Source organism: Ruegeria sp. BC6, from assembly GCF_056539185.1.
Map to the genome: position 1 here is coordinate 1 of NZ_JBQFUM010000006.1, position 24,619 is coordinate 24,619.

The following is a 24,619-nucleotide window of genomic DNA, read 5'->3' on the forward strand; positions in this document are numbered from 1 at the left end:
CTGCGGTCAGCGTCGTCTTGCCGTGGTCAACGTGGCCAATCGTGCCAATGTTGACGTGCGGTTTTGTACGCTCAAACTTTTCCTTTGCCATTCCTCAGGCGCCCTTTTGCGATTTGGGGGACCCTTGGTCCCGTGGTTACATCTGCGCGCGCGAGATATTTGGTTCAAAGCGGAAAATCAAGCACATCCTGAGGGAAATCCTCAAAACTATGCCGGGTTTTGTACCACCTGTCCGGATTCAATCGGTTGGATCAGGCCGGGGCGCAGGTCGAACCACCCGTTGTCCTTGTGCTCTTCAGCCAGCCATTCCTCGACGCGGTCCGCCACTTTCAGTGCCAAACCGCTCATCTGCTCTTCCTTGGTGCGTTCGTTGCCCGAGCCCTTCAGAGCGCTGCCACCGGTGGTATCTTCGAGGACCTGAAACTGCTTGCCTTTGGCCAGAAACTCTTTCTTGCCGACATCATAGACGTTGACCAGAACGATCGCTGTGCTTTTGGGGTTGTAGATCACCGGAATACCAGGAGGTGCCAGCATATAGCCTTCGAGGCTGATCCCGATGTCATACTCCTGCGAGCCCTGATAGCGACCAAGGCGGATTTCGACGGCCTTCTGGATCGCTTCGGTCCATTCCTGGGGCGTCGCGTCCCGCGACACCGGCCCCTGGACGGCCTTGTCGGCAAACGCATAGTTCACGCGCAGCTTGAATTCACCCAGATCTTCCGGTTCTTCATAGAGTTGCGTCTGCGTGCAGGCGCCCACCAGGGCCAGTCCGGTAATCAGGGTCAGAATGCGCAGCATTGTCTCGTCTCGATAGGCCTGTTTTTCTTTGATCTAGCGCACCGATGCAGCATGTGCCAAGCCGTATCGGCAGATTTCCACCGTGGTCGGCGCACGATCACGAGAACTTGTAATCGCGCGGGAACCCATAGGGCGGTTTTTTTCCGACGCTTGCGCGCTTTGCCAGCCATTGAGACATATCTGCCTCATGCCGCGTCTTGTCGCCGCCCATTGACCATTTCAAACCGTCCTCCCAGTTGAACGTCGTCAGGTCGGACAGGCCACCATCCAGCTCCAGCGTGCCCTGGCGCCCGCGCGCCATGTTGTATTTCTGGAGACGCACGCCCTTGCCACGCGTCATCTCGGGCAGTTCGGAGACCGGAAACACCAGAAACTTGCCGTTCTGCGATACCACAGCAACGTGATCGCCCTCGATCGGCTTGCAGATCACCGCGCGCTCGTCATCCTTGACGTTCAGCACCTGTTTGCCGTTGCGGGTCTGGGCCAGCACCTCGTCCTCGGGCACCATGAACCCGTTGCCAGCATCCGAAGCAACCAGAAGTTTGCGTCCCGGTTTGTGGATCAGGATGTCGACGATCTGTGCCTCGTTGGGCAGATCGACCATCAGGCGCAGCGGCTCACCCATTCCCCGGCCACCGGGAAGGTTCGCGGCGCTGACCGTGTAGACCCGCCCGTTCGATGCGAAGACCAGCAGCCGGTCGGTGGTTTCCGCATGGAAGATGAACCGCGGCCCGTCGCCGTCCTTGAACTTCAACTCGCGGTTCAGATCAATATGGCCGGTCATGGCGCGGATCCAGCCCATCTGCGAGCAGACGACCGTGATCGGCTCTTTGTCGATCATCGCCTCAAGCGGTACGTCCTCGACCTCGCCTGCTTCGGCAAAGCGGGTGCGACGCGCGCCGCCCTCATAATCCTTGCCGAAGGTCTTCTTGGTCTCTTTCAGCTGCTCGGCGATCTTGGCCCATTGCAGACCCTCATCCGCCAGCAGATCCTCGAGTTCTGCGCGCTCTTCCATCAGCGCGTCACGCTCACGGACCAGTTCCATCTCTTCGAGCCGACGCAGGCTGCGCAGGCGCATGTTCAGGATCGCGTCGACCTGAACTTCGGACAATTCGCCCTCGCCCGGCTTGGGCGAGACATAGTCGGCCTCGCTGGCGGCGCGGACATGGTCGATGCTCCAATTCTCTCGCATCAGCGCGGCCTTGGGATCGTCGTCATAGCGGATGATATCAATCACGCGGTCGAGATTCAGGAAGGCAACGATAAAGCCCTCCAACACCTCCAACCGGTGGTCGATCTTGGCCATGCGGTGACGCGAGCGGCGCAGCAGCACCTCTTGCCGGTGATCGAGGAAGGCGCGCAGCACTTCCTTCATCGAACAGACCTTGGGCGTCACCCCGTCGATCAGCACGTTCATGTTCAGGCTGAACCGCACCTCGAGATCCGAGTTACGATACAGCATGTTCATCAACACCTCGGGGTCCACGTTCTTGGAGCGCGGTTCGAGGATGAGGCGGATGTCGTCGGCGGATTCGTCGCGCACATCGCCCAGGATCGGGATCTTTTTGGTCTGGATCAGCTCGGCGATCTTTTCGATCAGCTTGGATTTCTGAACCTGATACGGGATCTCGGTGACCACGATCTGCCACTGGCCGCGGCCCAGATCCTCGACCTCGTATTTGCAACGCAGCCGGAACGATCCGCGCCCGGTGCGATAGGCCTGCGCGATATTCTCGGCCGGTTCTACGATTACGCCGCCCGTTGGGAAATCGGGCCCCGACACATAGTTCAGCAGCGTGTCGTCACGCGCGTCGGGCGTCTTGATCAGATGCAGACAGGCGTCGCACAGCTCGGCGATGTTGTGGGGCGGGATGTTCGTCGCCATGCCCACGGCAATGCCTGAGGCGCCATTGGCCAGAAGGTTCGGGAACTGTGCCGGCAAGACGACCGGTTCGGTCAGCGTGCCGTCATAGTTGTCGCGGAAATCGACGGCGTCCTCGTTCAGCCCCTCCAGCAACGCCTCGGCAACGATGGTCATCCGGGCCTCGGTGTAGCGCGAGGCCGCCGGGTTGTCGCCGTCGATATTGCCGAAATTCCCCTGCCCGTCGACCAGCGGGTAGCGGACGTTGAAATCCTGCGCCAGACGCGCCATCGCGTCATAGATCGCGGCGTCCCCGTGCGGGTGATAGTTACCCATCACGTCACCCGAGATCTTGGCCGACTTGCGGAACCCGCCCGAGGAGCTGAGTCGCAGCTCGCGCATAGCGTAGAGGATTCGCCGGTGAACCGGCTTCAGCCCGTCGCGCGCATCCGGCAGCGCGCGGTGCATGATGGTGGAGAGAGCATAGGTTAGATAACGCTCGCCAATTGCCCGGCGCAGCGGTTCGGCCACCTCACCCCCGGCGTCGGGGGCCTCCATGTTGGGGTCGTCGATCGTGTCGTTCATAGATGATGTGATACGACGCCCGGCGCGCGTGGTAAAGCAACCAAGGCATATTTTGCTGGGGACAAGTCGGGGTTTTTGCAACAGGGGGAGCCAACCCGGCGATTTCCCCCGATTTTCGACTCGAGACCCGAACTATGGTAGGATCCCAACAATTGAATGCTGCCTTTTTCTTGTTGTTATGATTACCGGGGGATGCGCCATGACGCGCCTTATGCTTGTTACTTTTGCCATGCTCGGCTGGTTCTTCTACGTCATGAGCGGTGGATCCGAATTCGAACCGCGCGGAACCCGCGCCGAGGCACCACCCGTCGTTGCGGCAGCTGAGAAACCCGAGCCCAGGCCACTGGTCCCCTCCCCGGCAACCGAGCTTGTGACGAAAGTGGCCCTGCGCCCCGCCAAGCCGTCCGAACCCAAGCCGGAACCGATCCCCGCCGCCGATGCCGTCGATACCGAGGCGTTACTGGCGCAGATCGCGGCCGGTCTGAATTCTGATCTGTCCAGTTTCGACAATACCGGCGGTACCTTTTCGCTGGCGTCACTGGATGAAAACGCGGCCGTCCAGGTTTTGGACACCGACGCCGAACCGGAAGCGGCAGCCGCCCCTGCACCCGCAGAGCCGCCAAAAGATATTCGTATCGTGTCCGGTACCCGCGTGAACATGCGCGACGGCCCCGGCACGATCTATCCGATCATCGGCAAAGCGCGGATGGGTCAGCAGGTCGAAGTTCTGAGCGAGTCCGGAACCGGTTGGCTGCGCCTGCGCGTGTTGCCCGAGCAACAGGTTGGCTGGATTTCCTCCTCGTTGATCCGAAAAAGCACAAATTGACGTGATGCCGTCATTGCCGGAGGCCGATCCTCGCAATAGTTTTTGCCGAGGACGACTTTGGGGCAGACATGCAGAAATCCATCCTCATCACCGGATGCTCATCCGGCATTGGTCTGGACGCGGCACACGGGATGCGTGCACGCGGATGGCGCGTGTTTGCCGCCTGCAGACATCAGCGCGATTGCGACAGGCTGAGGGCTCAGGGCTTTGACAGCCCAAGAATCGACTATACCGATGCCGAAACGATCACTTCGGGATTGGCCAGTGTTCTCGAAGCAACGGGCGGCACGTTGGACGCGCTGTTCAACAACGGCGCCCATGGCCTGCCCGGCGCGATTGAAGACGTGCCCACCGACGGGTTGCGCCATATCTTCGAGACCAATGTTTTTGGCTGGCACGAACTGACCCGGCAGGTGATACCCGTCATGCGTGCACAGGGCCATGGCCGCATCGTACAGAACTCGTCGGTTCTGGGTCTGGTCGCCTTTCCCTGGCGCGGTGCCTACGTCGCCACGAAATACGCCATCGAAGGCCTGACCGATACGATGAGGCTGGAGCTGCGCGGCACCGGCATCAAAGTGGTGCTGATTGAACCCGGTCCCATCACCTCTAAACTGCGCGAAAAAGCCATACCGGTTTTTGAACGGTTCATAGATTGGGAAAACTCGGCCCTGCGCGACAAGTATGAGGGGTCGCTGCTCAAACGTCTGTACGAAGACTCGGGTCCCGACCGGTTCGAGCTGCCGGCGTCTGCGGTAACCGACAAACTTGCCCGCGCGCTCGAGGCAAAGTCGCCCAAGGCTCGATACTACGTGACCACACCGACCTATATCGCGGGTTATCTGCGCCGCATTCTGCCAACGGGCACGATAGACCGCATCCTTTCGGGTATCTGAGACGAAATTACCCGTTCGCTTTCGCGGGCCGCCCCGCTAGATGGTGCGCAAAGGATAAAACAAATGCGGACGGTGAGTTCATGGACCTTCTAATGGGCGTACTTCTTTTGGCCATGGCGGCGGTCGTCGTTGTTCTGGCCATCGGCATATCCAATTTCGGCAAGGGCGGCATGGCGGCTGCCAAGAAAAGCAACAAGATGATGCGGCTGCGCATCCTGTTTCAATTCATTGCCGTGGTACTGATCGTGCTCTACGTCTATCTGCGTGGACAGGGAGTGCAGTAGATGGTCGTTCTGAACAAGATTTATACCCGCACCGGGGACGATGGCAAAACCGCGTTGGGCAATGGCGAACGGGTTGCAAAATACTCGGGCCGCGTGGCGGCCTATGGCACGGTGGACGAACTGAACGCCTTTGTCGGCGTGGCCCGCACCGAGGCCGAGGGCGAGGTCGATGCGGCGCTGGCCCGCATTCAGAACGATCTGTTCGACCTGGGCGCTGATCTGTGCCGCCCCGACATGGAAAAAGACGCCGAGGCCGACTACCCGCCCCTACGGATCGCCCCGGCCCAGATCGATCGTCTGGAATCGGAAATCGACGCGATGAACGCCGACCTCGAGCCGTTGCGCAGCTTCATCTTGCCGGGCGGATCAAAGCTGGCGGCGCATCTTCATGTCTGCCGCACGGTCTCGCGGCGCGCCGAGCGCCTGTCTGTCGAACTGACCAACATGGAACCGGTGAACGAGGCCGCGGTGAAATACCTCAACCGCCTCAGCGACTGGTTCTTCGTGGCAGCCCGCTGCGCCAACAACGGCGGTCGCGATGACGTATTGTGGGTTCCGGGCGCGAACCGCTGAAAGCGGCACAACGTCCAGCGGACGTTGTGGCGACCGGAAGGGCGAAGCCCCGGCCAGAAGGGCGGGCGCGAACTGCTGAGACAAAAACTTCTTGAGAGCGATTTCGCACCATCCGGCGCGGCAAAACCGCCCATCGGCCGGGTAACAATCTTTCGTTCCTTCACGTCAAAAAGCGTGAAACGCGACGTCCCCACGACATGACGTGACGATTTTGCCCTGTCCCGACGCCCCGCAAGGCGCTATCTAGGCCGACGAGAGCATTGGTGGAGTCGCATTGCGGCTTGCCGTTTTTGTAAGGAGCGTACGCAAAAATGAAGGTACTTGTGCCTGTCAAGCGCGTGATCGACTACAACGTGAAAGTTCGCGTCAAAGCGGACGGCAGCGGTGTTGATCTCGCCAATGTCAAAATGTCGATGAACCCTTTCGACGAGATTGCCGTCGAAGAGGCGATCCGCCTGAAAGAAGCAGGCAAGGCCGACGAGGTCGTGGCCGTTTCGATCGGCGTCAAGCAGGCGCAGGAAACGCTGCGCACCGCGCTGGCCATGGGTGCGGACCGCGCCATTCTGGTGGTCGCGGCGGATGACGTCCACCAGGACATCGAACCGCTGGCCGTTGCCAAGATCCTGGCCAAGGTGGTCGAGGAAGAACAGCCCGGACTGGTTCTGTGCGGCAAGCAGGCGATCGACAACGACATGAACGCCACCGGTCAGATGCTGTCGGCTCTGCTGGGCTGGAGCCAAGGCACCTTCGCGTCCGAACTGGACATCGAAGGCGACACCGCCAAGGTCACGCGTGAAGTTGACGGCGGTCTGCAGACCATCAGCGTCAAGATGCCGGCCATCATCACCGTCGACCTGCGCCTGAACGAGCCGCGCTATGCGTCGCTGCCGAACATCATGAAGGCCAAGAAAAAGCCGCTGGACGAAAAAACAGCCGCCGACTACGGCGTCGACGTCACGCCGCGGCTCGAAGTCGTCAAGACCGAAGAGCCGCCGGCACGCGCCGCGGGTATCATCGTGGGCTCGGTCGACGAGCTGGTCGGGAAACTCAAAGAAGCGGGGGCTGTGTAATGGCTGTACTTCTGCTTGCCGAAGTCAACAATGGCGAACTGGCGATGGACGCAACCGCCAAGGCGGTCACCGCTGCCAAGCAGCTGGGTGACGTGACCGTTCTGGCCGCGGGTGGCTCGGCCGCCGCTGCCGGCGAAGCCGCCGCCAAGATCGACGGCGTGTCCAAGGTTCTGGTCGCCGAAGACCCGTCGCTGGGTCACCGTCTGGCCGAATCGACCGCCGCGCTGATCGTCAGCCTGGCCGACGGCTATGAGCATATCGTGGCGCCCGCCACCACCGACGCCAAGAACGTCATACCGCGCGTGGCCGCGCTGCTGGACGTTATGGTGATCTCGGACGCTTCGGGAGTAGTGGACGGCTCGACCTTCGAGCGCCCGATCTACGCGGGCAACGCGATCCAGACCGTCAAGTCGAACGATCCCAAGAAGGTCATCACCTTCCGTACGGCCAGCTTTGATGCGGCCGGCGAAGGCGGATCGGCCCCGGTCGAGACCGTATCGGTCGGTGAAAACCCCGGCCTGTCGGAGTGGGTCGAGGACAAGGTCGCCGAAAGCGACCGTCCAGAACTGACCTCGGCCGGCGTCGTTGTCTCGGGCGGCCGTGGTGTTGGCTCGGAAGAAGACTTCAAACTGATCGAAGCCCTGGCCGACAAGCTGGGCGCGGCGGTTGGTGCCAGCCGTGCGGCAGTCGACTCGGGCTATGCCCCGAACGACTGGCAGGTGGGTCAGACCGGCAAGGTCGTTGCACCCGATCTGTACATCGCGGTTGGTATTTCGGGTGCGATCCAGCACCTGGCCGGCATGAAGGATTCGAAGATCATCGTCGCGATCAACAAAGACGAAGAAGCTCCGATCTTCCAGGTCGCGGACTACGGCCTGGTCGCGGACCTGTTCCAGGCCGTGCCAGAACTGACCGAAAAGCTGGGCTGATACGTCCAGACTTCGAAACGATCAAGGCCCGCCAATCGGCGGGCCTTTGTCATTCGAGGTCTCGGATCGCAGGCAGCAAACGTTCTGCAATAGCCCGGTGCGTGGCCGGTCCGATCATATATTCCGCCATCGGTTGCTGCATCGTGCCGAACAGCATGTCCTCAAGATCATCCGAAGCACCTGAAGGGCGCACCGTCATCTTCACGGTTGGCACCCCTCCATCCGACAATCCATCAATCATGGCCTGTGTAATTGGCACCGGATCAGATACCCCCCGCGCATCCAGCCCGACTGCCGGGCTGTGATCCCAGTCCAGCCACAGCAGCAGAACCCGGCTGGTGACGTTGTCCAACAGCGTGCGAAGCGCCTCTGCCCAAGCCCGCCGCAACTCGGCGGCCACCACTTCGAACCGTGCGTCCGAAGATGCCGACAACCTGGACATAAGGTGCCGCACAAAATGAACGTCGGCGAAGTCAACTTCGGGGTACAACGCGGAAAGGTCCGATGTTGCCTGGAGCACCCGATCATTGCGTCGGGGATGAACACGGTAGAACCGGTTGGACTGATTCAGCGCCGAGGGCAGTTGCAGCACGCAAACCTCGGCGCCATTCATCAGGCTCAGAATTTCCGGATCCCGCGCCAATCCCTCGGCACCCGTGAACAGACTTCCCAGATTCAGACACTGCATTTCCAGCCGCTGCTCCAACACGACAGGAAACGGAGAATCGACGAACCGACCGAATGTCTCGGTGCCGCCGACGCAGGCCACATATGGTACCTGCAACGCACGCTTTGGCCCGCGAAACCACAATTTTGACGCCCCGTACCGGCAGACGGATTCCTCGACCCCGGTCGCGCCCGACTCATGATAACTCATGTCAGCCACCCATTTTCTTCACCCAATCGCCATTCTGCGGCCTTAGGTGTTTAGAAAACTCTAATGTGCGCATTTGAAGCGAATTGGACCGGTCCCAACCCCTTGCCGCCCAACCCGGACTGCCGATAATGTCCCCCTGAACCTTGATGCGGAAGGCAGTTCAATATGGACGTGAAATCAGTCGGAGTAATCGGCGCGGGCCAGATGGGCAACGGAATTGCCCACGTGATGGCGTTGGCAGGGTATGACGTTCTGCTGAACGACATCAGCCAGGATGCGCTGGACGCTGCCATTGAAACGATCAAGGGCAACCTGGCTCGTCAGGTGTCACGCGGAAAGATCGGTGACGACGAGATGCAGACCGCGCTGCAACGGATCAAGACCACGCTGAACCTTCCCGAGATCGGCCAGACGGACCTCGTGATCGAAGCCGCGACCGAACGTGAGGCCATCAAGCAGGCGATTTTCGAGGATCTGCAGCCGCATTTGCAGGCCCATACGATCCTGACGTCGAACACCTCGTCCATTTCGATCACACGGCTTGCCAGCCGGACGGATCGGCCGGAGCGTTTCATGGGGTTCCACTTCATGAACCCGGTTCCTGTCATGCAATTGGTCGAGTTGATTCGCGGTATCGCCACCGACGAAGAAACCTTCGCCACCTGCAAGGCCGTGGTGGATCGGTTGGGCAAAACCGCCGCCAGCGCCGAGGATTTTCCGGCCTTCATCGTGAACCGTATCCTGATGCCGATGATCAACGAGGCCGTCTATACTCTGTATGAAGGGGTCGGCAGTGTTCAGTCGATCGACCAGTCCATGAAGCTGGGCGCCAATCACCCCATGGGTCCGCTGGAACTGGCCGATTTTATTGGGCTGGACACCTGCCTGGCCATCATGAACGTCCTCCATGATGGGTTGGCGGATACAAAGTACCGCCCCTGCCCGTTGCTGACGAAATACGTCGAGGCCGGCTGGCTGGGCCGCAAGACCGATCGCGGGTTTTATGACTACCGTGGCGAGGTTCCGGTCCCGACGCGCTAAGCCGTCAAGAGACCGCCCCGCTCGCCCGCGATTTTTTCGCGCCAATGAACGGTGGATCAGGCTTCTGGTGACTGCCCCAAGCCCAGCGTGTGTTTTCTGAGCCAGGTCATGAATCCGCGCGGGTCGCGTTCGAGCAGTTTCATGTCCTCGTCCGAAATCGGCTCTCCGATCACGGGGCCGACCGGTTTGTTGCAGGACCGGACGATCTCATGCAGCAGAAGTCCCTGACGCAAAATTGCCGATAGTTTGTTGGCAATCTGGTACCAGCGCGAATTGCTGCCGGGGAAGTAGATGGGCAGAACCTTGGCACCGGATCGCCGGATCATCTTGGCGGTAAACACGTTCCATTCGCGTTCCTGAGCCGGGCCGAACCACGTGTCCGAAGACATCACCACACCGGATGGGAACAGCGCGACGACACCACCGTTCTTGAGGTGCTCCATCGCTTTGCCCCGCATCTCAAGCATCTTGCTCTGGGCTTCGGGGTCATGTGGAAACGGGACCGGGATCATGAACGATGTCGCGGCTTCATCCAGCCCGGTCAGAACCGAGCGGGTCAGGATGCGATAGTCCTGGCGCACGCGTCCGATCAATTCGGCCAGGATCATGCCGTCCACCATCCCATGCGGGTGATTGGCCACCACCACAACGGGCCCCTCTTTCGGAATGCGCGCAATCTGGTGTTCGGGCGTGGTCAGGTCGATTCCCATGATACCAAGGGCACCACCCCAGAATTTCTGGCCGCGATACTTTTCATTCTGCTTTTCGAACTTGTTGACCATGCGCAGAATGGTCAGCTTGCCTGTGCACCATTCGATCGCCTTGATGGCCGTCGAGGTCCAGGCGTCGTCAAACGAATTTGCGTAGGTCAGCGTGCGGCGGTCGTAGATTTCGCCCGCTTCCGCGGTCTCGGCCACCACCGTGTTGGTCTTGGTATCGTGCGTGGTTTCCGCCAATTCCTGGTCTTCCCGTTCTTGTTTTGTGGCAGTGCCCTGCGTCAGAAACCTTCGCCGAACTTGTCGTTCACCAATGCTTCCAGCGCATCTGCCAGCGCCTCAGCATCCGGCCCGGACGTTTCGACGTCAATAGTCGTTCCACGCGAAGCCGCCAACATCAAAAGGCCCATAATGCTGTCACCCGACGCGGACATGCCGTCTTTGGACACTTCGGCGCGGGCGTCAAACCCTTCGACTACCTCGACCAATTTGGCTGAAGCGCGCGCGTGCAAGCCCTTTTCGTTGATGATTTTCAAGCTTTTGGTGGCCATATTCAATCGATCCGATGTCAGTCCAATGTCACATTTTGCGCATTGATGTACTTTCGTCCAGCCTCCATAGCCCTACGGACGGCGTCCCCGACCGGAAGTTGGCGGCTTTTGGCCAGTTTGATCAGCATCGGAAGGTTGGCGCCGTAAAGAATTCTACGGTCCTGCGGCGCACAGGCGCGCAGGCTGAGATTCGAGGGGCTGCCCCCGAACAGATCGGTCACGACAACAACACCGTCGCCGACATCCACAGCATCCGCGGCCCGACAGATTTCGGCCTGCTTTTCTTCGCGATCATGATCAGCGTCGATCGACACTGCCACAAGGCCGGGTTGCTTGCCCACGACGTGTTGCATGGCCGCCAGGTATTCCTGGGCCAATCCGCCATGCGCCACGATTACAATTCCGATCAATCCGGCCTCACATTCAACGATCGACGTTCCATCTCGCGGTGTCTAATTGCCACCGGCTGCCCCTGCTCTGCAAGGGCTTTTGCGACCGCTTCGGCCATCGCGACCGAGCGGTGCTGACCCCCGGTACAGCCGAAGGCGACCGACAGGTGTGTTTTGCCCTCGGCCTTGAAGGCGGGCAGCAGAGACAGCAACAGTTCCACCACCCGTTCGAAAAAGGCGGCATAGTTCGTGTCAGCCTGAACATAGGACGCAACGTCCGGATTTCGACCATCAGCCTCGCGCAGCTCCGGACGCCAATATGGGTTGGCCAGAAATCGGCAGTCGAACACCATGTCGAGGCCCAGCGGCAGCCCCCGTTTGTACGAGAAGGACTCGATAGAAACGGCCAGATGCCGGCCTCCCTCCGGGGCGAACCAGCGTTCAACCTCGGATCGCAGCTGGTGCACGTTGAGCACGCTGGTGTCGATCAGGGTGTCGGCGATCTCGCGGATCGGCTCCAACAATTCCTTTTCCTGACGGATACCGGTTTCGGGGCTGGCATCGGTTGCGACCGGATGACGGCGCCGGGTTTCCGAAAACCGGCGCAACAGCACGTCGTCGCTGCAATCCAGATAGAGCGTGGACAGGTCCACCTGGCTCATCCGGCCCAGTTTGGCGACCAATTCGATAAAGCCGATGGTCGAGAAATCACGATTGCGGGCATCGATCCCCAGCGCCATCGGCCGGGATGGATCCGCGCCCTCCATCAGGCGCAGCAACAGGCCCATCGGCAAGTTGTCGATGGCCTCATAGCCCAGATCCTCGAGCACATGAATCGCCGTCGACCGGCCCGCGCCCGACGGACCTGTCACCAGAACGATGCGCGTTTGTGCTGTCATGTGCTTGGCCATTGCGGATCGACGCGCCCCATTTTCATCAGTTGAACAAGTGCTGATGCCAAGTTGGGGACGCCGGCGGCATGAAGCAAGGGAACAGGATGTCCCAGCACAAGAACCTGTCGCGGTTCCGGCAGTCGTTGGGATTCCACCTGATCCAGATCCACGATCCAATCCAACGGAACGGGACCGCAGGCCGTGGCGCGCAGCAGCCCGACGCCGCGGGCTTCGAGCAATCCACGGATTTGAGGAACCGCATCCGCCAGCACCCGGTCGCCCGACAGGGTCAAATTCACACGATCATCGGCGACGAGGTCCGCTCCGAAGCCCATCATCTGCAATGCAAGTGCCGATTTTCCGGCCCCGGACGGCCCCGAAATCAGGGCGCCGCGGCCTGCAACGGCAACGCAGGTGGCGTGCACGCAGACCGGATCATCGCTGGGCTTTTCCGGAAGGCGCAAAGCGCACATCGCTTAAAGGGGAAGACCCACGACAAACCGCGCACCTTGCGGGTCCGACGTGATGTCCGCCTCGGTCGGACGGATGTTCTCGGCCCAGATGACGCCGCCGTGGGCCTCGACAATCTGTTTCGAGATCGCAAGTCCAAGGCCCGAATTGTTGCCGAAATGCTCGGCCGGGCGCTGCGAATAGAAGCGCTTGAACACCTTGGTCAGGGCCTGATCCGGAATACCGGGGCCAGTGTCTTCGACAACAACCAGAACCCGATTTTCGCGTTGGCGCACCCAAACGCGGATCGCGTCGCTTTCCTCGCAGAAGGAGATGGCATTTGTAATCAGGTTCACGAAAACCTGCGCCAGACGGGCCTCGAGCCCGTTTATGACGATGGGCTTGGACGGCAAATCCGTGATGTAGTCGATCCCCTTCGATCGGGCATCTTCGCCCAGGTACTGACTGATATTGCCGATCAGCTTCAGAAGATCGAAGGGCTGCTCCTGCTCTTTGACCAGTTCAGCATCCAGGCGGGACGCGTTCGAGATGTCGCTGACAAGGCGGTCCAATCGGCGGACATCGTGCTCGATAACGCCCAACAATTTCTCGCGCTGATCGTCACGCTTGACCATTCGCAGCGTACCGACGGCCGACTGCAGGCTGGCCAAGGGGTTCTTGATTTCATGCGCGACGTCAGCCGCGAACTGTTCGTTGGCGTCTATCCGGTTGTAGAGCGCCGTCACCATTCCCCGCAGCGCACGGCTTAGCCGACCAATCTCGTCCGGGCGAGCGCTCAGATCGGGGATGCGGATACGGCCGGGATTGACCCCAGTGCCACGGTCCTTGCCCATTTCCGCCGCAGCGGCCAGATCCGCCAGCGGGTTCGCGATGGTTGAGGCCAGCACAAGGCTGAGACCCACCGAGACCAGCAGGGCAACGACAAACATCTGCAGAATGCGTTCCTGCTCTTTCCGAGCCAGTGCGTCGATTTCTCCGGCGGGACCGGCCATTGCGACAGCCCCCACAGGGGCGCCATCCAGAACGATTGGCGACGCCGCCACAATCACAGTGTCTCCGGCGGCGTCAGACACGGCGTGAACCTGCATGTGGCCGTCCAGCGCGTTTGGTATGATGTCCTGAACCCGCTGTGCCAGCGTCGGTGCCTCGGCTTCAGATCCGGTGGTGAAAACCGAATACAGACCATTCCAGACGGCGGTCAGGGCATCAGAGATCAACGTGCTGCCGGTCGGAGCATCCGCTTCGGCCTGAATCAGGCCCGGCAATTCCGCCACGGTCGAGGAACCGCGAGTCCAGCCGATCAACGTGCCGGTGCTGTCATAGACGAAGACTTCGCCGCCCTCGGGGATGCTCAGCCCGGCAAGGGTCGCCTTGACGTTCAGGTCAGAAGCGTCCCGCGATCCGGCGACCTGGCGCAGTTGTGCCTCGAAGACGTTGCTGACCAGTTGCGCATCGCCAATGAGGTCTCGCGCCGTTTGCTGGACCCTCTCTTTTCGGGTGTCGTCCAGGTACAGCAGACCTGCGACCAAGATCACCAAAGCAATCAGGTTGAACGTGATGATCTTGCGCGCCAGCGGCGAGTTGCGCAGCGTGAACAGAGTACGCCGCGATCGCCGCGCGCGCAGCTCGGCCGACTCGGGGTCTTGCGGGATGACCCAATCATCGCCCAGAACGACGTCACCGTCGCGCAACTCGCTGGATTGCTCGGTGTCACGCACGAAACAAATTCACCTTTGCAGAAAGCCGGCCCGGCTTATTCCTCGTTGTAACGGTACCCGATACCGTACAGCGTTTCGATAGCCGAAAACTCGGGATCAGCAGCACGCATCTTCTTGCGCAGACGCTTGATGTGGCTGTCGATGGTCCGGTCGTCGACATAGACCTGATCGTCATATGCGACATCCATCAGCTGATCGCGGCTTTTGACGAAGCCGGGGCGTTGCGCCAAGGCCTGCAGCAGCAGGAATTCCGTGACCGTCAGCGAAACATCGGTCCCCTTCCAGCTGACCGCGTGACGCAGGGGGTCCATGCGCAGATCGCCGCGCTCCATCACCTTTGCGTCCCCGGTGGTTGCAGCCGACGCATCCCCGTCAGTCGCTTCCTGACGGCGCAGCAGCGCACGGATGCGCTCGACCAGAAGGCGTTGAGAGAACGGCTTTTTCACGTAGTCGTCCGCGCCCATCCGCAGGCCCAGAACCTCGTCGATCTCATCGTCTTTGGACGTGAGGAAAATCACCGGCATCTGGGTTTTCTGCCGCAGCCGCTGCAGCAGATCCATGCCGTCCATGCGGGGCATCTTGATGTCCAGAACCGCCATATCCGGCAGTTTCTTGTTGAACGCGTCAAGGGCTGCCTGCCCGTCATTGTAGGTTTCGACCTCGAACCCTTCGGCCTCGAGCGTCATGGATACGGACGTCAGAATGTTCCGATCGTCATCCACCAGTGCAATCTTAGACATAGGGCTGCCCCTTTACCTGCTCACTCACGATATATTTTTGCTTTTTGTAGGGCATTCTTGGCTTTTTTAAGGCCGCGAATCAATCCGGATGTACGAATCGCGCCACATTGTTCACGATCCTGCGACAAAAAGGTCGTCCTGCGCTTCCGAAAGTGCCCGGGTTTTCCGACCGGAAAATCTTGGTTGCGCTAAACCCGGCCTTGGTTGCGCTAACTGTGCCAAACCGTCCTGTTCATGCCCTAAACGGCCGTGATATGAGGCCCTTATCCGCCGGACTAACCGGCACTACGCCTCATGAGCGCAGACGGCCCCAACCGCCGCAGCGCCGCCACAGGAGAAGACACGAATGACATTTGGACGGGTAAACCCGCAGTTCCGCCTCGAAGATCAAGGCATCGAGGGGCTGGGCAATGTCTATTACAACTTGATGGAGCCGGCGCTGATTCAGAAGGCGCTCAAGCGGAATGAAGGCACGCTGGGCAATGGCGGAGCGTTTCTGGTGTCCACCGGCAAGTTCACGGGCCGGTCACCCAAGGACAAGCACGTCGTCCGGACCGAAAGCGTGGCGGACAGCATCTGGTGGGAAAACAACGCGGAAATGAGCCCCGATGGCTTTGACGCGCTGTACGCCGACATGCTGGCCCATATGAAAGGCAAGGACTACTTCGTTCAGGATCTGGTTGGCGGCGCTGATCCTGCCTATGCGATCAATGTGCGCATGGTTACGGAACTGGCCTGGCACAACCTGTTCATCCGGCACCTGCTGCGTCGCCCGGACCGCGAGGACCTGGACGAATTCATCGCAGATTACACCATCATCAACTGCCCCAGTTTCCAGGCGGACCCGAAAAAGCACGATTGCCGAAGCGAAACGGTGATCGCGCTGAACTTTGACCGCAAACTGATTCTCATCGGCGGCACCGAATACGCGGGCGAGAACAAGAAGTCCGTGTTTACGCTTCTGAACTACCTGCTGCCGGAAAAAGGCGTGATGCCGATGCATTGCTCGGCCAACCATGCGGTGGGCAACCCCGTCGACACCGCCGTTTTCTTCGGCCTGTCCGGCACCGGAAAGACCACGCTTTCGGCTGATCCGGCACGTGTTCTGATCGGCGACGACGAGCACGGCTGGTCGGATCGCGGGACCTTCAACTTCGAAGGCGGATGCTATGCCAAGACCATCAATCTGAGCGCCGAAGCGGAACCCGAGATCTACGCGACCACGTCGAAGTTCGGCACGGTGATCGAGAACATGGTCTTCGATCCCGAAACCCTGAAACTGGATTTCAACGATGACAGCCTGACCGCGAACATGCGGTGCGCCTACCCGCTGGAATACATTTCGAACGCCTCCAAGACGGCGCTGGGCGGGCACCCGAAAAACATCATCATGCTGACCTGTGATGCCTTCGGCGTCCTGCCGCCAATCGCGCGGCTGACCCCGGCGCAGGCGATGTACCACTTCCTGTCGGGTTTCACCTCGAAGGTGGCCGGAACCGAACGCGGCGTGACTGAGCCGCAGCCCACCTTCTCGACCTGCTTTGGCGCCCCGTTCATGCCGCGCCGCCCCGAGGAATACGGCAAGCTGCTGCGCGACAAGATCGCCCAGCACGGCGCAACCTGTTGGCTGGTCAATACCGGCTGGACTGGCGGCGCATACGGCGTTGGCAGCCGGATGCCCATCAAGGCCACCCGCGCCCTGCTGACTGCGGCTCTGGACGGCTCGCTGGCCGATGCCGAGTATCGCAAGGACGCCAATTTCGGCTTCGACGTTCCGGTGACGGTCCCCGGCGTGCCCGAAGTTCTGCTGGATCCGCGCCGTACCTGGGACGATCAGGCCGCTTTCGACAAACAGGCGGAAAAGCTGGTGCACATGTTTGCCGAGAACTTTGAACAGTATTTGCCGTTCATCGACGAAGACATCAAAGCCGTCGCTATCGGCTGAACCGACATGCAGGGGCGCAGTTGCGGGCCCCTGCGCGCACAATAACGGGTCCTTGCAGTTATTTGTTCTTCCTGCAGTTGTAATGTGACATTGGCATGAACAAATTCGTTGCCCGCCTAAAAATCATGCAGTAAATCAAGGACCCATTACAAGGAAATAGCCCGGCGCAAAATGCACCGGGCCAAGACTGAAAAAACCTTTGGGCAGCTCGCGCGCGGACACTCACACTCGCAAGATGAGCAGCCTAATCAAGGCGGTAGTGTATTATCGAGGGGATGAGTGTCAACATGAGATGTGCCGCGTGATAGGCGACTATCATGGGTCATTTGACCAAGCGGATATCAACTGGTGGCACTGGTAAAATCAGGAATGGAAATGACCGAGATCTCGAAACTGGCGGAACTGCGCAAGTTGATGCAGAGCATGGAACGCACGTTGGGGCTCGAAGAGCTTTCTCCGGTAGAGCGTGACATTTATTACGCGGCCGAAGAATTGTCGAAAGACACGCGCGAAGTCCGGACCTATGGCCTGATCGAGCACACTTTGGTGCAAAGCGTTTCGCGCCCGACCTTCTTCCGCGCCCTCAAGTCGCTGGTACAGAAGGGCTACTTGTCCCAAAGCGGAAACGCCAACCGGGGACGGTATGTCGTCAACGCCCCGCGTTGACCGCTGAGCAATCCTGAAAGAAGCATGACGTGATGCGATCGTGGGCCTCTGACACGTTTTATGCTTCGTTGGCCTATATCGGCGCATCGTTTCTGACCTTTTGGGTTTTGATGCCCATGCAGAACGTGTTCTTTCCAGAGTACCCCAGCCGCGCCAGCCTGTTGTTTCTTCCGCACGGCGTGCGGGTCCTCGCGGCGTGGCTCTTGGGGTGGCGTGCGATACTGGCCATGCTGCCCGGTGTCTTTCTGGTTTTCGCGACACTCGGTGGCTCGGACGTTTTTCTGACCAGCCGACTGCTGGCCATCTTGATTGCGGTCACGACGGCGCCGGCCGTATTCTATTTGTTGAAATGGCTAGGATGGGATCTGTTTCCCGCCGCTGATCGGGCGCCCTGCTGGGCCTGCATCATGGGGGTCGGAGTCATCACGTCAATCCTGGTATCCGGCCTGACCAACCTGGCTTTTGGCAGCGCGACGGCCGAGTATTTTGCCTTTTTGATCGGCGATCTTTCGGGACTGCTGTTCCTGATGTTCGGACTGTTTTTTGCCTTCCGCTATTTTGAACGTAAGGGTTGAGCGTTCAACCGAACACCCCCCTGCGCAGCAAGTTCGCACCTGCGATCATCAGAACCAACAAAGTCGCCTTGCGGAACGTGGCCTGATCAATCCGATCATGCATCTGCAATCCCAGCCACATGCCGGCCAAAGCCGGAAGGGTCAGCGCAGCCGAGAACGGCACGGTTTCAGCCCGCAACACGCCTGATCCAATATGCGCCACGACCAGAGCCAAGGCTCCCAAGCCATAGATCACACCCTGAATGCGCAATTGTTCAGATTTGGGTGTATTCAGCGCAGTCAGATAGGCAACGGTCGGAGGTCCCCAAACGCCTGATATGCCGCCAATGAACCCGGTAACCGCACCGACTGCGGCCTCGATCTTCGGCGATTGTTCAGACAGGCTCAGTTTAACGCCCAGCAGTTGGATCGTGGCAAAGAACGTGACTGGAATTCCGATCATCAGAAGGAAAGCCTGCGATGGAACCAGGCTGATCAGCTGAGCGCTCCCCAACAGAAAGACCAGCCCGACGGAAAGAAAGACCCGGAACTGCCGGATCGAAGACATCGCTGCCGCGCGTCCTTCTCTCAAGGCCTGGATCCCGTTCGTCACAACCGTTGGCAGGATCAGCCCGGCCAGCGCAAGCTGAGGCGGCAGCATCATGCTGAGCCCCGAAATCAGGACCATCGGCATGGCGAAACCGACCATGCCTTTCACCGCTCCGGCCAGAAAGGCGACCGCGAACGCAAGGTAGAGTTCGGGCAGGGACATCAAAGAAAACAGATCCATTGCCCCTACATACCACCGCAGATTTTCTCTGCACCGCAAAATTCGTTACGTAATTTTTGGACCTTTTCGACGCATTCTGTGAATTTTTGTTGCGCTGCAGTTGCAGCATGATATGACCAGATAACCCAGCAAAGGACGTGATTCATGGCCCATGACGGACAAGATATGACGAACATGACTTCTCAGCCGGTTCTGCCTGATCTTCTGACCCTGACGGGGGCCGCGCTGCCGGCGGTTCAGTCCGTCTTTGAGCGGGCGCGCGATGTGGTGCGCGAGATGGTATCGGCCGAGGGTCGCGTCTCGGGCGCTTTGGTCGAGGCGAACCAGACCGCCGCGCATGGGCTGGCCTGGCTGGCGACCTACAACCAGTCGCTGCAGCAGATGCAGAAATGGGCCGAGGCGCTGGACGCCCAGGGCAAGTTCGGCGAGATGGAACAGTTGCTGCACCAGATCGCCTTTGGTGAATACTTGCACCAGGTCGCCGGCGGCATCCCGATGAACCAGGGTGAGGTCGTGCGCCTGCAGGATCTGGGGCTGGGCTGGGATGCGCTGTCGGGCTTCCAATGCGCCGAGGTACAGACTCTGATGGCACAGGCCAACAGCCAGGCCGCGCGCAGCCGTCTGGTTCAGCTGATGCAAGAGCAATCCGGAGCCACCATGTTCGGCGCCTCGGGCCTTGACGAAGAGCTCGAGATGATCCGCGAGCAGTTCCGCCGCTATGCGCTGGATCGGGTCGAGCCAAACGCCCATGAATGGCACCTCAAGGACGAGCTGATCCCGATGGAAATCATCGAGGAACTGGCCGAGATGGGCGTATTCGGCCTGACCATCCCCGAGGAATACGGCGGGTTCGGCCTGTCCAAGGCGTCGATGTGCGTGGTCTCCGAAGAACTGTCGCGCGGGTATATCGGCGTCGGCAGCCTTGGCACCCGGTCCGAGATCGCGGCCGAGTTGATCATCGCGGGCGGCACCGACGACCAAAAGGCCCAATGGCTGCCCAAGATCGCCAGCGCCGAGATCCTGCCGACGGCCGTGTTCACCGAACCCAACACCGGCTCGGACCTCGGCAGCCTGCGCACCCGCGCGGTCAAGGACGAGAATGGCGACTACAAGATCACGGGCAACAAGACCTGGATCACCCATGCCGCGCGCACCCATGTGATGACGTTGCTGGCGCGCACCGATCCCGAAACCACCGACCACCGGGGCTTGTCGATGTTCCTGGCCGAAAAGACACCCGGCACCGACGACAACCCCTTCCCGACCCCCGGCATGACCGGCGGCGAGATCGAGGTGCTGGGCTATCGCGGCATGAAGGAATACGAGCTGGCCTTCGACGGCTTCCACGTCAAAGGCGAGAACCTACTGGGCGGAGAGGAGGGCAAGGGCTTCAAGCAGCTCATGGAAACCTTCGAATCCGCGCGTATCCAGACCGCCGCCCGCGCCATCGGTGTTGCCCAAAGCGCGCTGGACATCGCCATGCAATACGCACAGGAGCGCAAGCAGTTCGGCAAGGCCCTGATCAACTTCCCGCGCGTGTCCGGCAAGCTGGCGATGATGGCGGTCGAGATCATGATCGCCCGTCAGCTGACCTATTTCAGCGCCTGGGAGAAGGACAACGGCCACCGCTGCGACCTGGAGGCCGGGATGGCCAAGCTGCTGGGCGCGCGCGTCGCCTGGGCCGCGGCCGACAACGGGTTGCAGATTCACGGCGGCAACGGCTTTGCACTGGAATACAAGATCAGCCGGGTGCTGTGTGACGCCCGCATCCTGAACATCTTTGAAGGCGCCGCCGAGATCCAGGCGCAAGTCATCGCGCGGCGTCTGCTGGCCTGAGCGCCCGCCCGCCGCGGTTTCCCCAACTTGACCCGGCCCAGCGCCGGGTCTTTTCTTTTCTGGCAAGCTAAAAGCGCCGGGTGACCAGATCTGCCCTGTTCATTTCACCCGACCGGACCCACCGGACACATTGGCGGGGAAAATTCCCCCTTGGGTCCCGGCACAGGTTTCGGCTAAGTAGCGGTCGAACTGCATCATGCTGCGCCGCGGCTACGCAGATGCCGAACCGATCTTTGCGGAGTGACCATGGCGCGCTTTCTGATCCTTGTTCTTGGCCTGTTGATCACGGGCTGCAGCACGCCGTCCGGCACACCCTCGGGCGATGTTGCTGGTCTGACCCGCGCCATTCAGAACCTCAGCCCCGATGTCGATCCGCAGGAAGCCGCCCGTGCGGCGCAGATCGCCCATGACTATGCGCTGCAGCTGAGGGCCGAGTATCGGGTCACCGATCCGGCGATCATCCACAACGCCAAGGTCATCAACGGTTTTCGCGAACGCGGGTTGTGCAACGATTGGGCCGAGGACATGCTCAAGCGGCTGCGGCAAGAGAACTTCCGCACGCTGGACCTGCACTGGATCACCTCGCCGCCGACCCCGTTCCGGATCATCCACCACTCGGCCGCGATCAGCGCCAAGGGCGAGGGGCCCTATGACGCGATCGTTCTGGACGGCTGGCGCAACGGGGGTGACCTGTTCTGGGCCCCGGTGCGCGAGGACACACGCTACAACTGGCGCTCCCGGATGGAGGTGCGCGCCGAACTGCTGGCGCAATGACGCCAAGTCGGGATAGAAAGCCCTCATGCTGCGCCTAAGCCTGATCCTGCCCGCCCTTGCCCTGCTGCAATGTGACCGCGACGAAAGCGTCGCCGCCTATGGCGCGGCCGACCGCACCTGGGTGCTGCAAGAGGTGAACGGCCAGCCCTATAACGCCAGCGCCCTGCTGCGCTTTCCCGAAGACGGCAAGATTGCCGGAAACGCGCCCTGCAACAGCTACTCGGGCACATTGAACGCGCCCTATCCGTGGTTCGAAATCGCCGACCTGACCGCCACCCGTGCCGCCTGCGCCGGGCTTGAGGCCGAAGGATTCTATTTCGCCGCGCTGCTGGCGATGACGCAGTCCGAGGTGTCGGGCGACGTGCTGATCCTACGCAACGAGGACGGGCACGAGATGGTGTTCAAAGCCGCCGAGTGAACTGATCGACAAAGCGGGCGCGGGCTTCGGGCAGCGGCGTGTGACCCAGCGATGGCGCCACGCGATGCGCCAGGAAATAGCCGGTGGTGCGCAGCCCGGCGGCGATCTCGTCATCCGGGGCGGCCCCCTGCCCGCGCAGCACCGGCGGCAGAGGCAGCAGGCGGTCGGCCCAATCCCCGGCGCCTTCGGCACTGACCGCCCGGCCGGTCTTGGGCGAGACATAGGCCAGCCCCTCGGTAGTGCCGGTCACGGCACAGCGGGTCAGGTCCAGCCCAAAACCCAGCTCTTCAAGCAGGGCCAGTTCCCAGCGCAGGTAAGCCAGCGGCCAGATCTCGTCCTGGCCCAGCAGATCCATCAGCTGTTCCGTCTGTCGATAGATTGCGGGGTGTGGTTCGCGCTCAGGCAGGCAGAAGGACAGCAGCGCCACGACCGCGTTCAGCCCCGACAGGGCCAGCCGCCCCGAAAACGCCGCCGCCGCGCGCGAGCGCAACGGCTCGACCTGGAAGGTGCCAATATGTTCCTGCAACCGCGCCCGCCACAGCACGTCCAACTGCGCGCCGGGTTGCAGGATGGGCGCGATCTTGCGGCTGGCACCCCCGCGAACCACGCCCGCATGGCGGCCATGGGTTTCGGTGAACACCTCAATGATGGCCGCGGCTTCGCCGTGGCGGCGGGCGGTCAGAAGAATGCCATGGTCGCGCCAGTCCATGCGGGGCCCTTGGGTTGCCTTGAGATCGCGTCGGACCGCGACGGTACGGCGCGGCGCGGAAAGAAGCAAATTCAATCGAAGGACGCCGACTGACGTGCCGGAATTGTGGACTTGGCCCCGGGGCGATATTACCCAGCACGGGCAGCCACGAGACGAGACATGACCGACGCGACCTTTCCCAGCATCTCCCCCGCCTTCCGCCGCGCGGACATGACTGTGCATGCAGTGGGCCTGGCTTTGATCTTGATTGCGGGCGGCTTGCTGGTGGCTAAGGCGGCAACCCATCTGCAAGCCGCGCTGGTGGTCGCCGTCGTGGTTTACGTCTTGTGTGCGCTGGCGTCGAACCTGGCGTCCTGGGCTTATCACTTTCTACCGCTGCACGAGCGGCGCACACTGCTGCGGCGCATTGATCACGCGGCGATCTACCCCAGCATAACAGGCACCTTCACACCGTTCTTCGTTCTGGCTGGAACGCCTTGGACCCTGGGCCTGCTGGTGGTGTGTTGGGCGCTGACAGCGGTGGCAGTTTGGAATAAGATCACCAACGAGACGGTGAAATCACGCTGGTCGACGGCATCCTACTTGGGGTTGGGCGCGCTGGGGCTGCTGGCCCTGCCCGATCTGCGGGGTGTACCGGTGGCGACGCTGTGGTGCATCCTGGCCGGGTCCGGCTGCTATGTGGTCGGAACCGCGTTCTACGCCCGCAAGACGCTGCCCTACCGCTATGCGATCTGGCACATCTGGGTGAACCTGGGCGGGATCGCCATGTTCGCGGGCGTCTGGCTGGCGCTGTCGCCTTTGTGGGTGCCCGGAGCATCCTGACAGACGCGGAACGGCCCGATCAGGAAATAGGAATAAGTGTTTTTCAACGCAGATCCGACTGATAGAAAGCACTCGGAACGGGGAACAAAAACGGGATCCAATGCCATGGACTGGCCGAATTACCTTCTGCGCGACATCTTCAATGACCCGGACACCCCCAACAAGATCAGGAAACGCATCCGCCGCGAATTGAAACCCACCGAGTTCGATTATCGCGGGTGCCGGATGCGTATTCATCCCGCCGACAACAACACGGAATTTCAGATCTGGCGCATGGGGCGCACCCAAGAAGAACGTGCTTTGCGGCATATTCTGAAAGACCTGCCCAAAGACCGCCCGATCGTTGCCTATGACGTTGGCGCCAATGCCGGGGCTCACACCCTTCGCCTGGCAGCCGTCGCGGCGCCTGGATCGGTGATCCACGCATTCGAACCCAACCCTGTCATGCGGGCGCGGTTGGAAGAAAACATCCGCCTGAACGCATTTGACTGTATCCGGGTCCATGATTGCGCGGTTTCGGACAATAGCGGCGAGATGGAGCTGTTCGTGCCAGCGCAGGGAAACCTGGGGTTGGCCAGACTGGGCGAACCGATGCGCGGCGCCAACGGTATATCGGTTCAGGTGCGGACGCTGACCGAGTTTCTGCCATCCGACCCGGATACGCCGATCGATCTGGTCAAGGTGGATGTCGAGGGCCAGGAAGACCGGGTGCTTGCCCCGCTGATCACCGAAGCCTCGGCCACCCAGAAACCCAAGGCGATTTTTTTCGAACTCCAGCACGAACGGTTCTGGTCGGTCGATATTGCGGGCATACTGGAGCAAAACGGCTATGAATTGCGCGGAAAATTCGGACGTAACGCGCTGTATCGGCAGACCTGAAAGGTCCA

The 24,619-nt window shown here is 60.8% G+C and carries 28 protein-coding genes; 15 read left to right on the forward strand and 13 right to left on the reverse strand.

All coding sequences use genetic code 11. The features are described 5' to 3' along the window. From ACR0MM_RS16420 to ACR0MM_RS16430, 3 genes are all read right to left on the reverse strand, one after another. Positions 1-91, reverse strand: a 91-nt coding sequence (locus tag ACR0MM_RS16420) for a GTP-binding protein (protein WP_215675807.1), incomplete at its 3' end; no start/stop codon positions are given. A 116-nt stretch (positions 92-207) separates the two neighbouring features. Continuing rightward, complete coding sequence (locus ACR0MM_RS16425; RefSeq protein WP_480697395.1) at positions 208-798, reverse strand: hypothetical protein; 591 nt, start codon at positions 796-798, stop codon at positions 208-210. A gap of 97 nt (positions 799-895) precedes the next feature. Further along, positions 896-3,244 (reverse strand): DNA topoisomerase IV subunit A, encoded by a 2,349-nt coding sequence (locus tag ACR0MM_RS16430; RefSeq protein WP_480697397.1) that lies wholly within the window; start codon positions 3,242-3,244, stop codon positions 896-898. A gap of 199 nt (positions 3,245-3,443) precedes the next feature. Between ACR0MM_RS16430 and ACR0MM_RS16435 the strand changes: the two genes are divergently transcribed. From ACR0MM_RS16435 to ACR0MM_RS16460, 6 genes are all read left to right on the forward strand, one after another. Next, positions 3,444-4,070 carry an SH3 domain-containing protein gene (locus tag ACR0MM_RS16435; RefSeq protein WP_254435624.1) on the forward strand — a complete coding sequence of 209 codons (627 nt, stop codon included), beginning with the start codon at positions 3,444-3,446 and terminating at the stop codon, positions 4,068-4,070. 68 nt (positions 4,071-4,138) lie between these two features. Then, a complete protein-coding gene (locus ACR0MM_RS16440; protein ID WP_170441939.1) occupies positions 4,139-4,966 on the forward strand; it encodes an SDR family NAD(P)-dependent oxidoreductase in 828 nt (275 codons plus the stop codon). Between the two features lie 80 nt (positions 4,967-5,046). Continuing rightward, a complete protein-coding gene (locus ACR0MM_RS16445; RefSeq protein WP_093965306.1) occupies positions 5,047-5,250 on the forward strand; it encodes a twin transmembrane helix small protein in 204 nt (67 codons plus the stop codon). Then, positions 5,251-5,823: a cob(I)yrinic acid a,c-diamide adenosyltransferase gene (locus ACR0MM_RS16450; protein WP_093965304.1), complete on the forward strand. Its 573-nt coding sequence runs from the start codon at positions 5,251-5,253 to the stop codon at positions 5,821-5,823. 311 nt (positions 5,824-6,134) lie between these two features. Further along, on the forward strand, positions 6,135-6,893 hold the full coding sequence (locus ACR0MM_RS16455) for an electron transfer flavoprotein subunit beta/FixA family protein (protein WP_170342626.1): 759 nt from the start codon (positions 6,135-6,137) through the stop codon (positions 6,891-6,893). Further along, the gene (locus ACR0MM_RS16460) at positions 6,893-7,822 is read left to right on the forward strand and encodes an electron transfer flavoprotein subunit alpha/FixB family protein (protein WP_480697399.1); all 930 of its coding nucleotides are present in this window, start codon (positions 6,893-6,895) and stop codon (positions 7,820-7,822) included. The genes ACR0MM_RS16455 and ACR0MM_RS16460 overlap by 1 nt, the downstream gene beginning before the upstream one ends. Before the next feature lie 49 nt (positions 7,823-7,871). On the opposite strand, the gene ACR0MM_RS16465 is transcribed toward ACR0MM_RS16460, so the two are convergent. After that, entirely contained in the window at positions 7,872-8,699 is an 828-nt protein-coding gene (locus ACR0MM_RS16465) for a DUF6473 family protein (protein ID WP_480697401.1), read from the reverse strand. 165 nt (positions 8,700-8,864) lie between these two features. On the opposite strand from ACR0MM_RS16465, the gene ACR0MM_RS16470 reads away from it, so the two are divergent. After that, positions 8,865-9,740, forward strand: a complete 876-nt coding sequence (locus ACR0MM_RS16470) for a 3-hydroxybutyryl-CoA dehydrogenase (RefSeq protein WP_170373275.1) — start codon at positions 8,865-8,867, stop codon at positions 9,738-9,740. Positions 9,741-9,796: 56 nt separating this feature from the next. On the opposite strand, the gene ACR0MM_RS16475 is transcribed toward ACR0MM_RS16470, so the two are convergent. The 7 genes from ACR0MM_RS16475 to ACR0MM_RS16505 are packed head-to-tail and all read right to left on the reverse strand — an operon-like array spanning position 9,797 to position 15,218. Continuing rightward, complete coding sequence (locus ACR0MM_RS16475; protein ID WP_170367980.1) at positions 9,797-10,696, reverse strand: lysophospholipid acyltransferase family protein; 900 nt, start codon at positions 10,694-10,696, stop codon at positions 9,797-9,799. Positions 10,697-10,737: 41 nt separating this feature from the next. Beyond that, on the reverse strand, positions 10,738-11,007 hold the full coding sequence (locus ACR0MM_RS16480; RefSeq protein ID WP_170343440.1) for an HPr family phosphocarrier protein: 270 nt from the start codon (positions 11,005-11,007) through the stop codon (positions 10,738-10,740). Between the two features lie 17 nt (positions 11,008-11,024). After that, positions 11,025-11,417, reverse strand: coding sequence for a PTS sugar transporter subunit IIA (locus ACR0MM_RS16485; protein ID WP_093965293.1), 393 nt, complete (start codon positions 11,415-11,417; stop codon positions 11,025-11,027). After that, positions 11,414-12,295 carry an RNase adapter RapZ gene (rapZ, locus tag ACR0MM_RS16490; protein ID WP_170343439.1) on the reverse strand — a complete coding sequence of 294 codons (882 nt, stop codon included), beginning with the start codon at positions 12,293-12,295 and terminating at the stop codon, positions 11,414-11,416. The genes ACR0MM_RS16485 and rapZ overlap by 4 nt, the downstream gene beginning before the upstream one ends. Further along, positions 12,292-12,762, reverse strand: coding sequence for an HPr kinase/phosphorylase (locus ACR0MM_RS16495; RefSeq protein ID WP_480697403.1), 471 nt, complete (start codon positions 12,760-12,762; stop codon positions 12,292-12,294). The genes rapZ and ACR0MM_RS16495 overlap by 4 nt, the downstream gene beginning before the upstream one ends. A 3-nt stretch (positions 12,763-12,765) precedes the next feature. Beyond that, entirely contained in the window at positions 12,766-14,478 is a 1,713-nt protein-coding gene (locus ACR0MM_RS16500) for an ATP-binding protein (protein ID WP_170343437.1), read from the reverse strand. A 35-nt stretch (positions 14,479-14,513) separates the two neighbouring features. Further along, positions 14,514-15,218 (reverse strand): response regulator transcription factor, encoded by a 705-nt coding sequence (locus ACR0MM_RS16505; RefSeq protein ID WP_170342637.1) that lies wholly within the window; start codon positions 15,216-15,218, stop codon positions 14,514-14,516. 346 nt (positions 15,219-15,564) lie between these two features. Here ACR0MM_RS16505 and ACR0MM_RS16510 point away from each other — a divergent pair, with 346 nt between their 5' ends. The 3 genes from ACR0MM_RS16510 to ACR0MM_RS16520 all read left to right on the forward strand — a co-directional run bounded on the left by ACR0MM_RS16510 (position 15,565) and on the right by ACR0MM_RS16520 (position 18,404). Continuing rightward, complete coding sequence (locus ACR0MM_RS16510) at positions 15,565-17,163, forward strand: phosphoenolpyruvate carboxykinase (protein ID WP_170372751.1); 1,599 nt, start codon at positions 15,565-15,567, stop codon at positions 17,161-17,163. 375 nt (positions 17,164-17,538) lie between these two features. Then, positions 17,539-17,829: a hypothetical protein gene (locus ACR0MM_RS16515; RefSeq protein WP_093965332.1), complete on the forward strand. Its 291-nt coding sequence runs from the start codon at positions 17,539-17,541 to the stop codon at positions 17,827-17,829. A 32-nt stretch (positions 17,830-17,861) separates the two neighbouring features. Then, entirely contained in the window at positions 17,862-18,404 is a 543-nt protein-coding gene (locus ACR0MM_RS16520) for a hypothetical protein (RefSeq protein WP_254430024.1), read from the forward strand. A gap of 4 nt (positions 18,405-18,408) precedes the next feature. Here the strand turns inward: ACR0MM_RS16520 and ACR0MM_RS16525 are convergent, their stop codons facing one another. Next, a complete protein-coding gene (locus ACR0MM_RS16525; RefSeq protein ID WP_170392203.1) occupies positions 18,409-19,173 on the reverse strand; it encodes a sulfite exporter TauE/SafE family protein in 765 nt (254 codons plus the stop codon). A gap of 144 nt (positions 19,174-19,317) precedes the next feature. Between ACR0MM_RS16525 and ACR0MM_RS16530 the strand changes: the two genes are divergently transcribed. The 3 genes from ACR0MM_RS16530 to ACR0MM_RS16540 all read left to right on the forward strand — a co-directional run bounded on the left by ACR0MM_RS16530 (position 19,318) and on the right by ACR0MM_RS16540 (position 22,201). Further along, on the forward strand, positions 19,318-21,009 hold the full coding sequence (locus tag ACR0MM_RS16530; RefSeq protein ID WP_480697406.1) for an acyl-CoA dehydrogenase family protein: 1,692 nt from the start codon (positions 19,318-19,320) through the stop codon (positions 21,007-21,009). 246 nt (positions 21,010-21,255) lie between these two features. Further along, positions 21,256-21,783: a hypothetical protein gene (locus tag ACR0MM_RS16535; protein WP_480697408.1), complete on the forward strand. Its 528-nt coding sequence runs from the start codon at positions 21,256-21,258 to the stop codon at positions 21,781-21,783. A 25-nt stretch (positions 21,784-21,808) separates the two neighbouring features. Continuing rightward, complete coding sequence (locus tag ACR0MM_RS16540) at positions 21,809-22,201, forward strand: META domain-containing protein (protein ID WP_480697410.1); 393 nt, start codon at positions 21,809-21,811, stop codon at positions 22,199-22,201. Here the strand turns inward: ACR0MM_RS16540 and recO are convergent. After that, positions 22,185-22,910, reverse strand: a complete 726-nt coding sequence (recO, locus tag ACR0MM_RS16545; protein ID WP_480697412.1) for a DNA repair protein RecO — start codon at positions 22,908-22,910, stop codon at positions 22,185-22,187. The two genes, ACR0MM_RS16540 and recO, sit on opposite strands and share 17 nt — an antisense overlap. A 159-nt stretch (positions 22,911-23,069) precedes the next feature. On the opposite strand from recO, the gene trhA reads away from it, so the two are divergent. Together trhA and ACR0MM_RS16555 are read left to right on the forward strand one after the other, a co-directional pair. Beyond that, positions 23,070-23,732 (forward strand): PAQR family membrane homeostasis protein TrhA, encoded by a 663-nt coding sequence (gene trhA, locus ACR0MM_RS16550; RefSeq protein ID WP_480697414.1) that lies wholly within the window; start codon positions 23,070-23,072, stop codon positions 23,730-23,732. Between the two features lie 105 nt (positions 23,733-23,837). Next, positions 23,838-24,611 (forward strand): FkbM family methyltransferase, encoded by a 774-nt coding sequence (locus ACR0MM_RS16555; protein ID WP_480697416.1) that lies wholly within the window; start codon positions 23,838-23,840, stop codon positions 24,609-24,611. Positions 24,612-24,619: the final 8 nt, after the last annotated feature.

Excerpts from the sequence above, each read along its gene's own strand:
- ACR0MM_RS16425 (WP_480697395.1), bottom strand. The coding sequence starts at position 798 with ATGCTGCGCATTCTGACCCTGATTACCGGACTGGCCCTGGTGGGCGCC.
- ACR0MM_RS16430 (WP_480697397.1), bottom strand. The coding sequence starts at position 3,244 with ATGAACGACACGATCGACGACCCCAACATGGAGGCCCCCGACGCCGGG.
- ACR0MM_RS16435 (WP_254435624.1), top strand. The coding sequence starts at position 3,444 with ATGACGCGCCTTATGCTTGTTACTTTTGCCATGCTCGGCTGGTTCTTC.
- ACR0MM_RS16440 (WP_170441939.1), top strand. The coding sequence starts at position 4,139 with ATGCAGAAATCCATCCTCATCACCGGATGCTCATCCGGCATTGGTCTG.
- ACR0MM_RS16445 (WP_093965306.1), top strand. The coding sequence starts at position 5,047 with ATGGACCTTCTAATGGGCGTACTTCTTTTGGCCATGGCGGCGGTCGTC.
- ACR0MM_RS16450 (WP_093965304.1), top strand. The coding sequence starts at position 5,251 with ATGGTCGTTCTGAACAAGATTTATACCCGCACCGGGGACGATGGCAAA.
- ACR0MM_RS16455 (WP_170342626.1), top strand. The coding sequence starts at position 6,135 with ATGAAGGTACTTGTGCCTGTCAAGCGCGTGATCGACTACAACGTGAAA.
- ACR0MM_RS16460 (WP_480697399.1), top strand. The coding sequence starts at position 6,893 with ATGGCTGTACTTCTGCTTGCCGAAGTCAACAATGGCGAACTGGCGATG.
- ACR0MM_RS16465 (WP_480697401.1), bottom strand. The coding sequence starts at position 8,699 with ATGAGTTATCATGAGTCGGGCGCGACCGGGGTCGAGGAATCCGTCTGC.
- ACR0MM_RS16470 (WP_170373275.1), top strand. The coding sequence starts at position 8,865 with ATGGACGTGAAATCAGTCGGAGTAATCGGCGCGGGCCAGATGGGCAAC.
- ACR0MM_RS16480 (WP_170343440.1), bottom strand. The coding sequence starts at position 11,007 with ATGGCCACCAAAAGCTTGAAAATCATCAACGAAAAGGGCTTGCACGCG.
- rapZ (WP_170343439.1), bottom strand. The coding sequence starts at position 12,295 with ATGACAGCACAAACGCGCATCGTTCTGGTGACAGGTCCGTCGGGCGCG.
- ACR0MM_RS16495 (WP_480697403.1), bottom strand. The coding sequence starts at position 12,762 with ATGTGCGCTTTGCGCCTTCCGGAAAAGCCCAGCGATGATCCGGTCTGC.
- ACR0MM_RS16505 (WP_170342637.1), bottom strand. The coding sequence starts at position 15,218 with ATGTCTAAGATTGCACTGGTGGATGACGATCGGAACATTCTGACGTCC.
- ACR0MM_RS16510 (WP_170372751.1), top strand. The coding sequence starts at position 15,565 with ATGACATTTGGACGGGTAAACCCGCAGTTCCGCCTCGAAGATCAAGGC.
- ACR0MM_RS16515 (WP_093965332.1), top strand. The coding sequence starts at position 17,539 with ATGACCGAGATCTCGAAACTGGCGGAACTGCGCAAGTTGATGCAGAGC.
- ACR0MM_RS16520 (WP_254430024.1), top strand. The coding sequence starts at position 17,862 with ATGCGATCGTGGGCCTCTGACACGTTTTATGCTTCGTTGGCCTATATC.
- ACR0MM_RS16525 (WP_170392203.1), bottom strand. The coding sequence starts at position 19,173 with ATGGATCTGTTTTCTTTGATGTCCCTGCCCGAACTCTACCTTGCGTTC.
- ACR0MM_RS16530 (WP_480697406.1), top strand. The coding sequence starts at position 19,318 with ATGGCCCATGACGGACAAGATATGACGAACATGACTTCTCAGCCGGTT.
- ACR0MM_RS16535 (WP_480697408.1), top strand. The coding sequence starts at position 21,256 with ATGGCGCGCTTTCTGATCCTTGTTCTTGGCCTGTTGATCACGGGCTGC.
- ACR0MM_RS16540 (WP_480697410.1), top strand. The coding sequence starts at position 21,809 with ATGCTGCGCCTAAGCCTGATCCTGCCCGCCCTTGCCCTGCTGCAATGT.
- recO (WP_480697412.1), bottom strand. The coding sequence starts at position 22,910 with ATGGACTGGCGCGACCATGGCATTCTTCTGACCGCCCGCCGCCACGGC.
- trhA (WP_480697414.1), top strand. The coding sequence starts at position 23,070 with ATGACCGACGCGACCTTTCCCAGCATCTCCCCCGCCTTCCGCCGCGCG.
- ACR0MM_RS16555 (WP_480697416.1), top strand. The coding sequence starts at position 23,838 with ATGGACTGGCCGAATTACCTTCTGCGCGACATCTTCAATGACCCGGAC.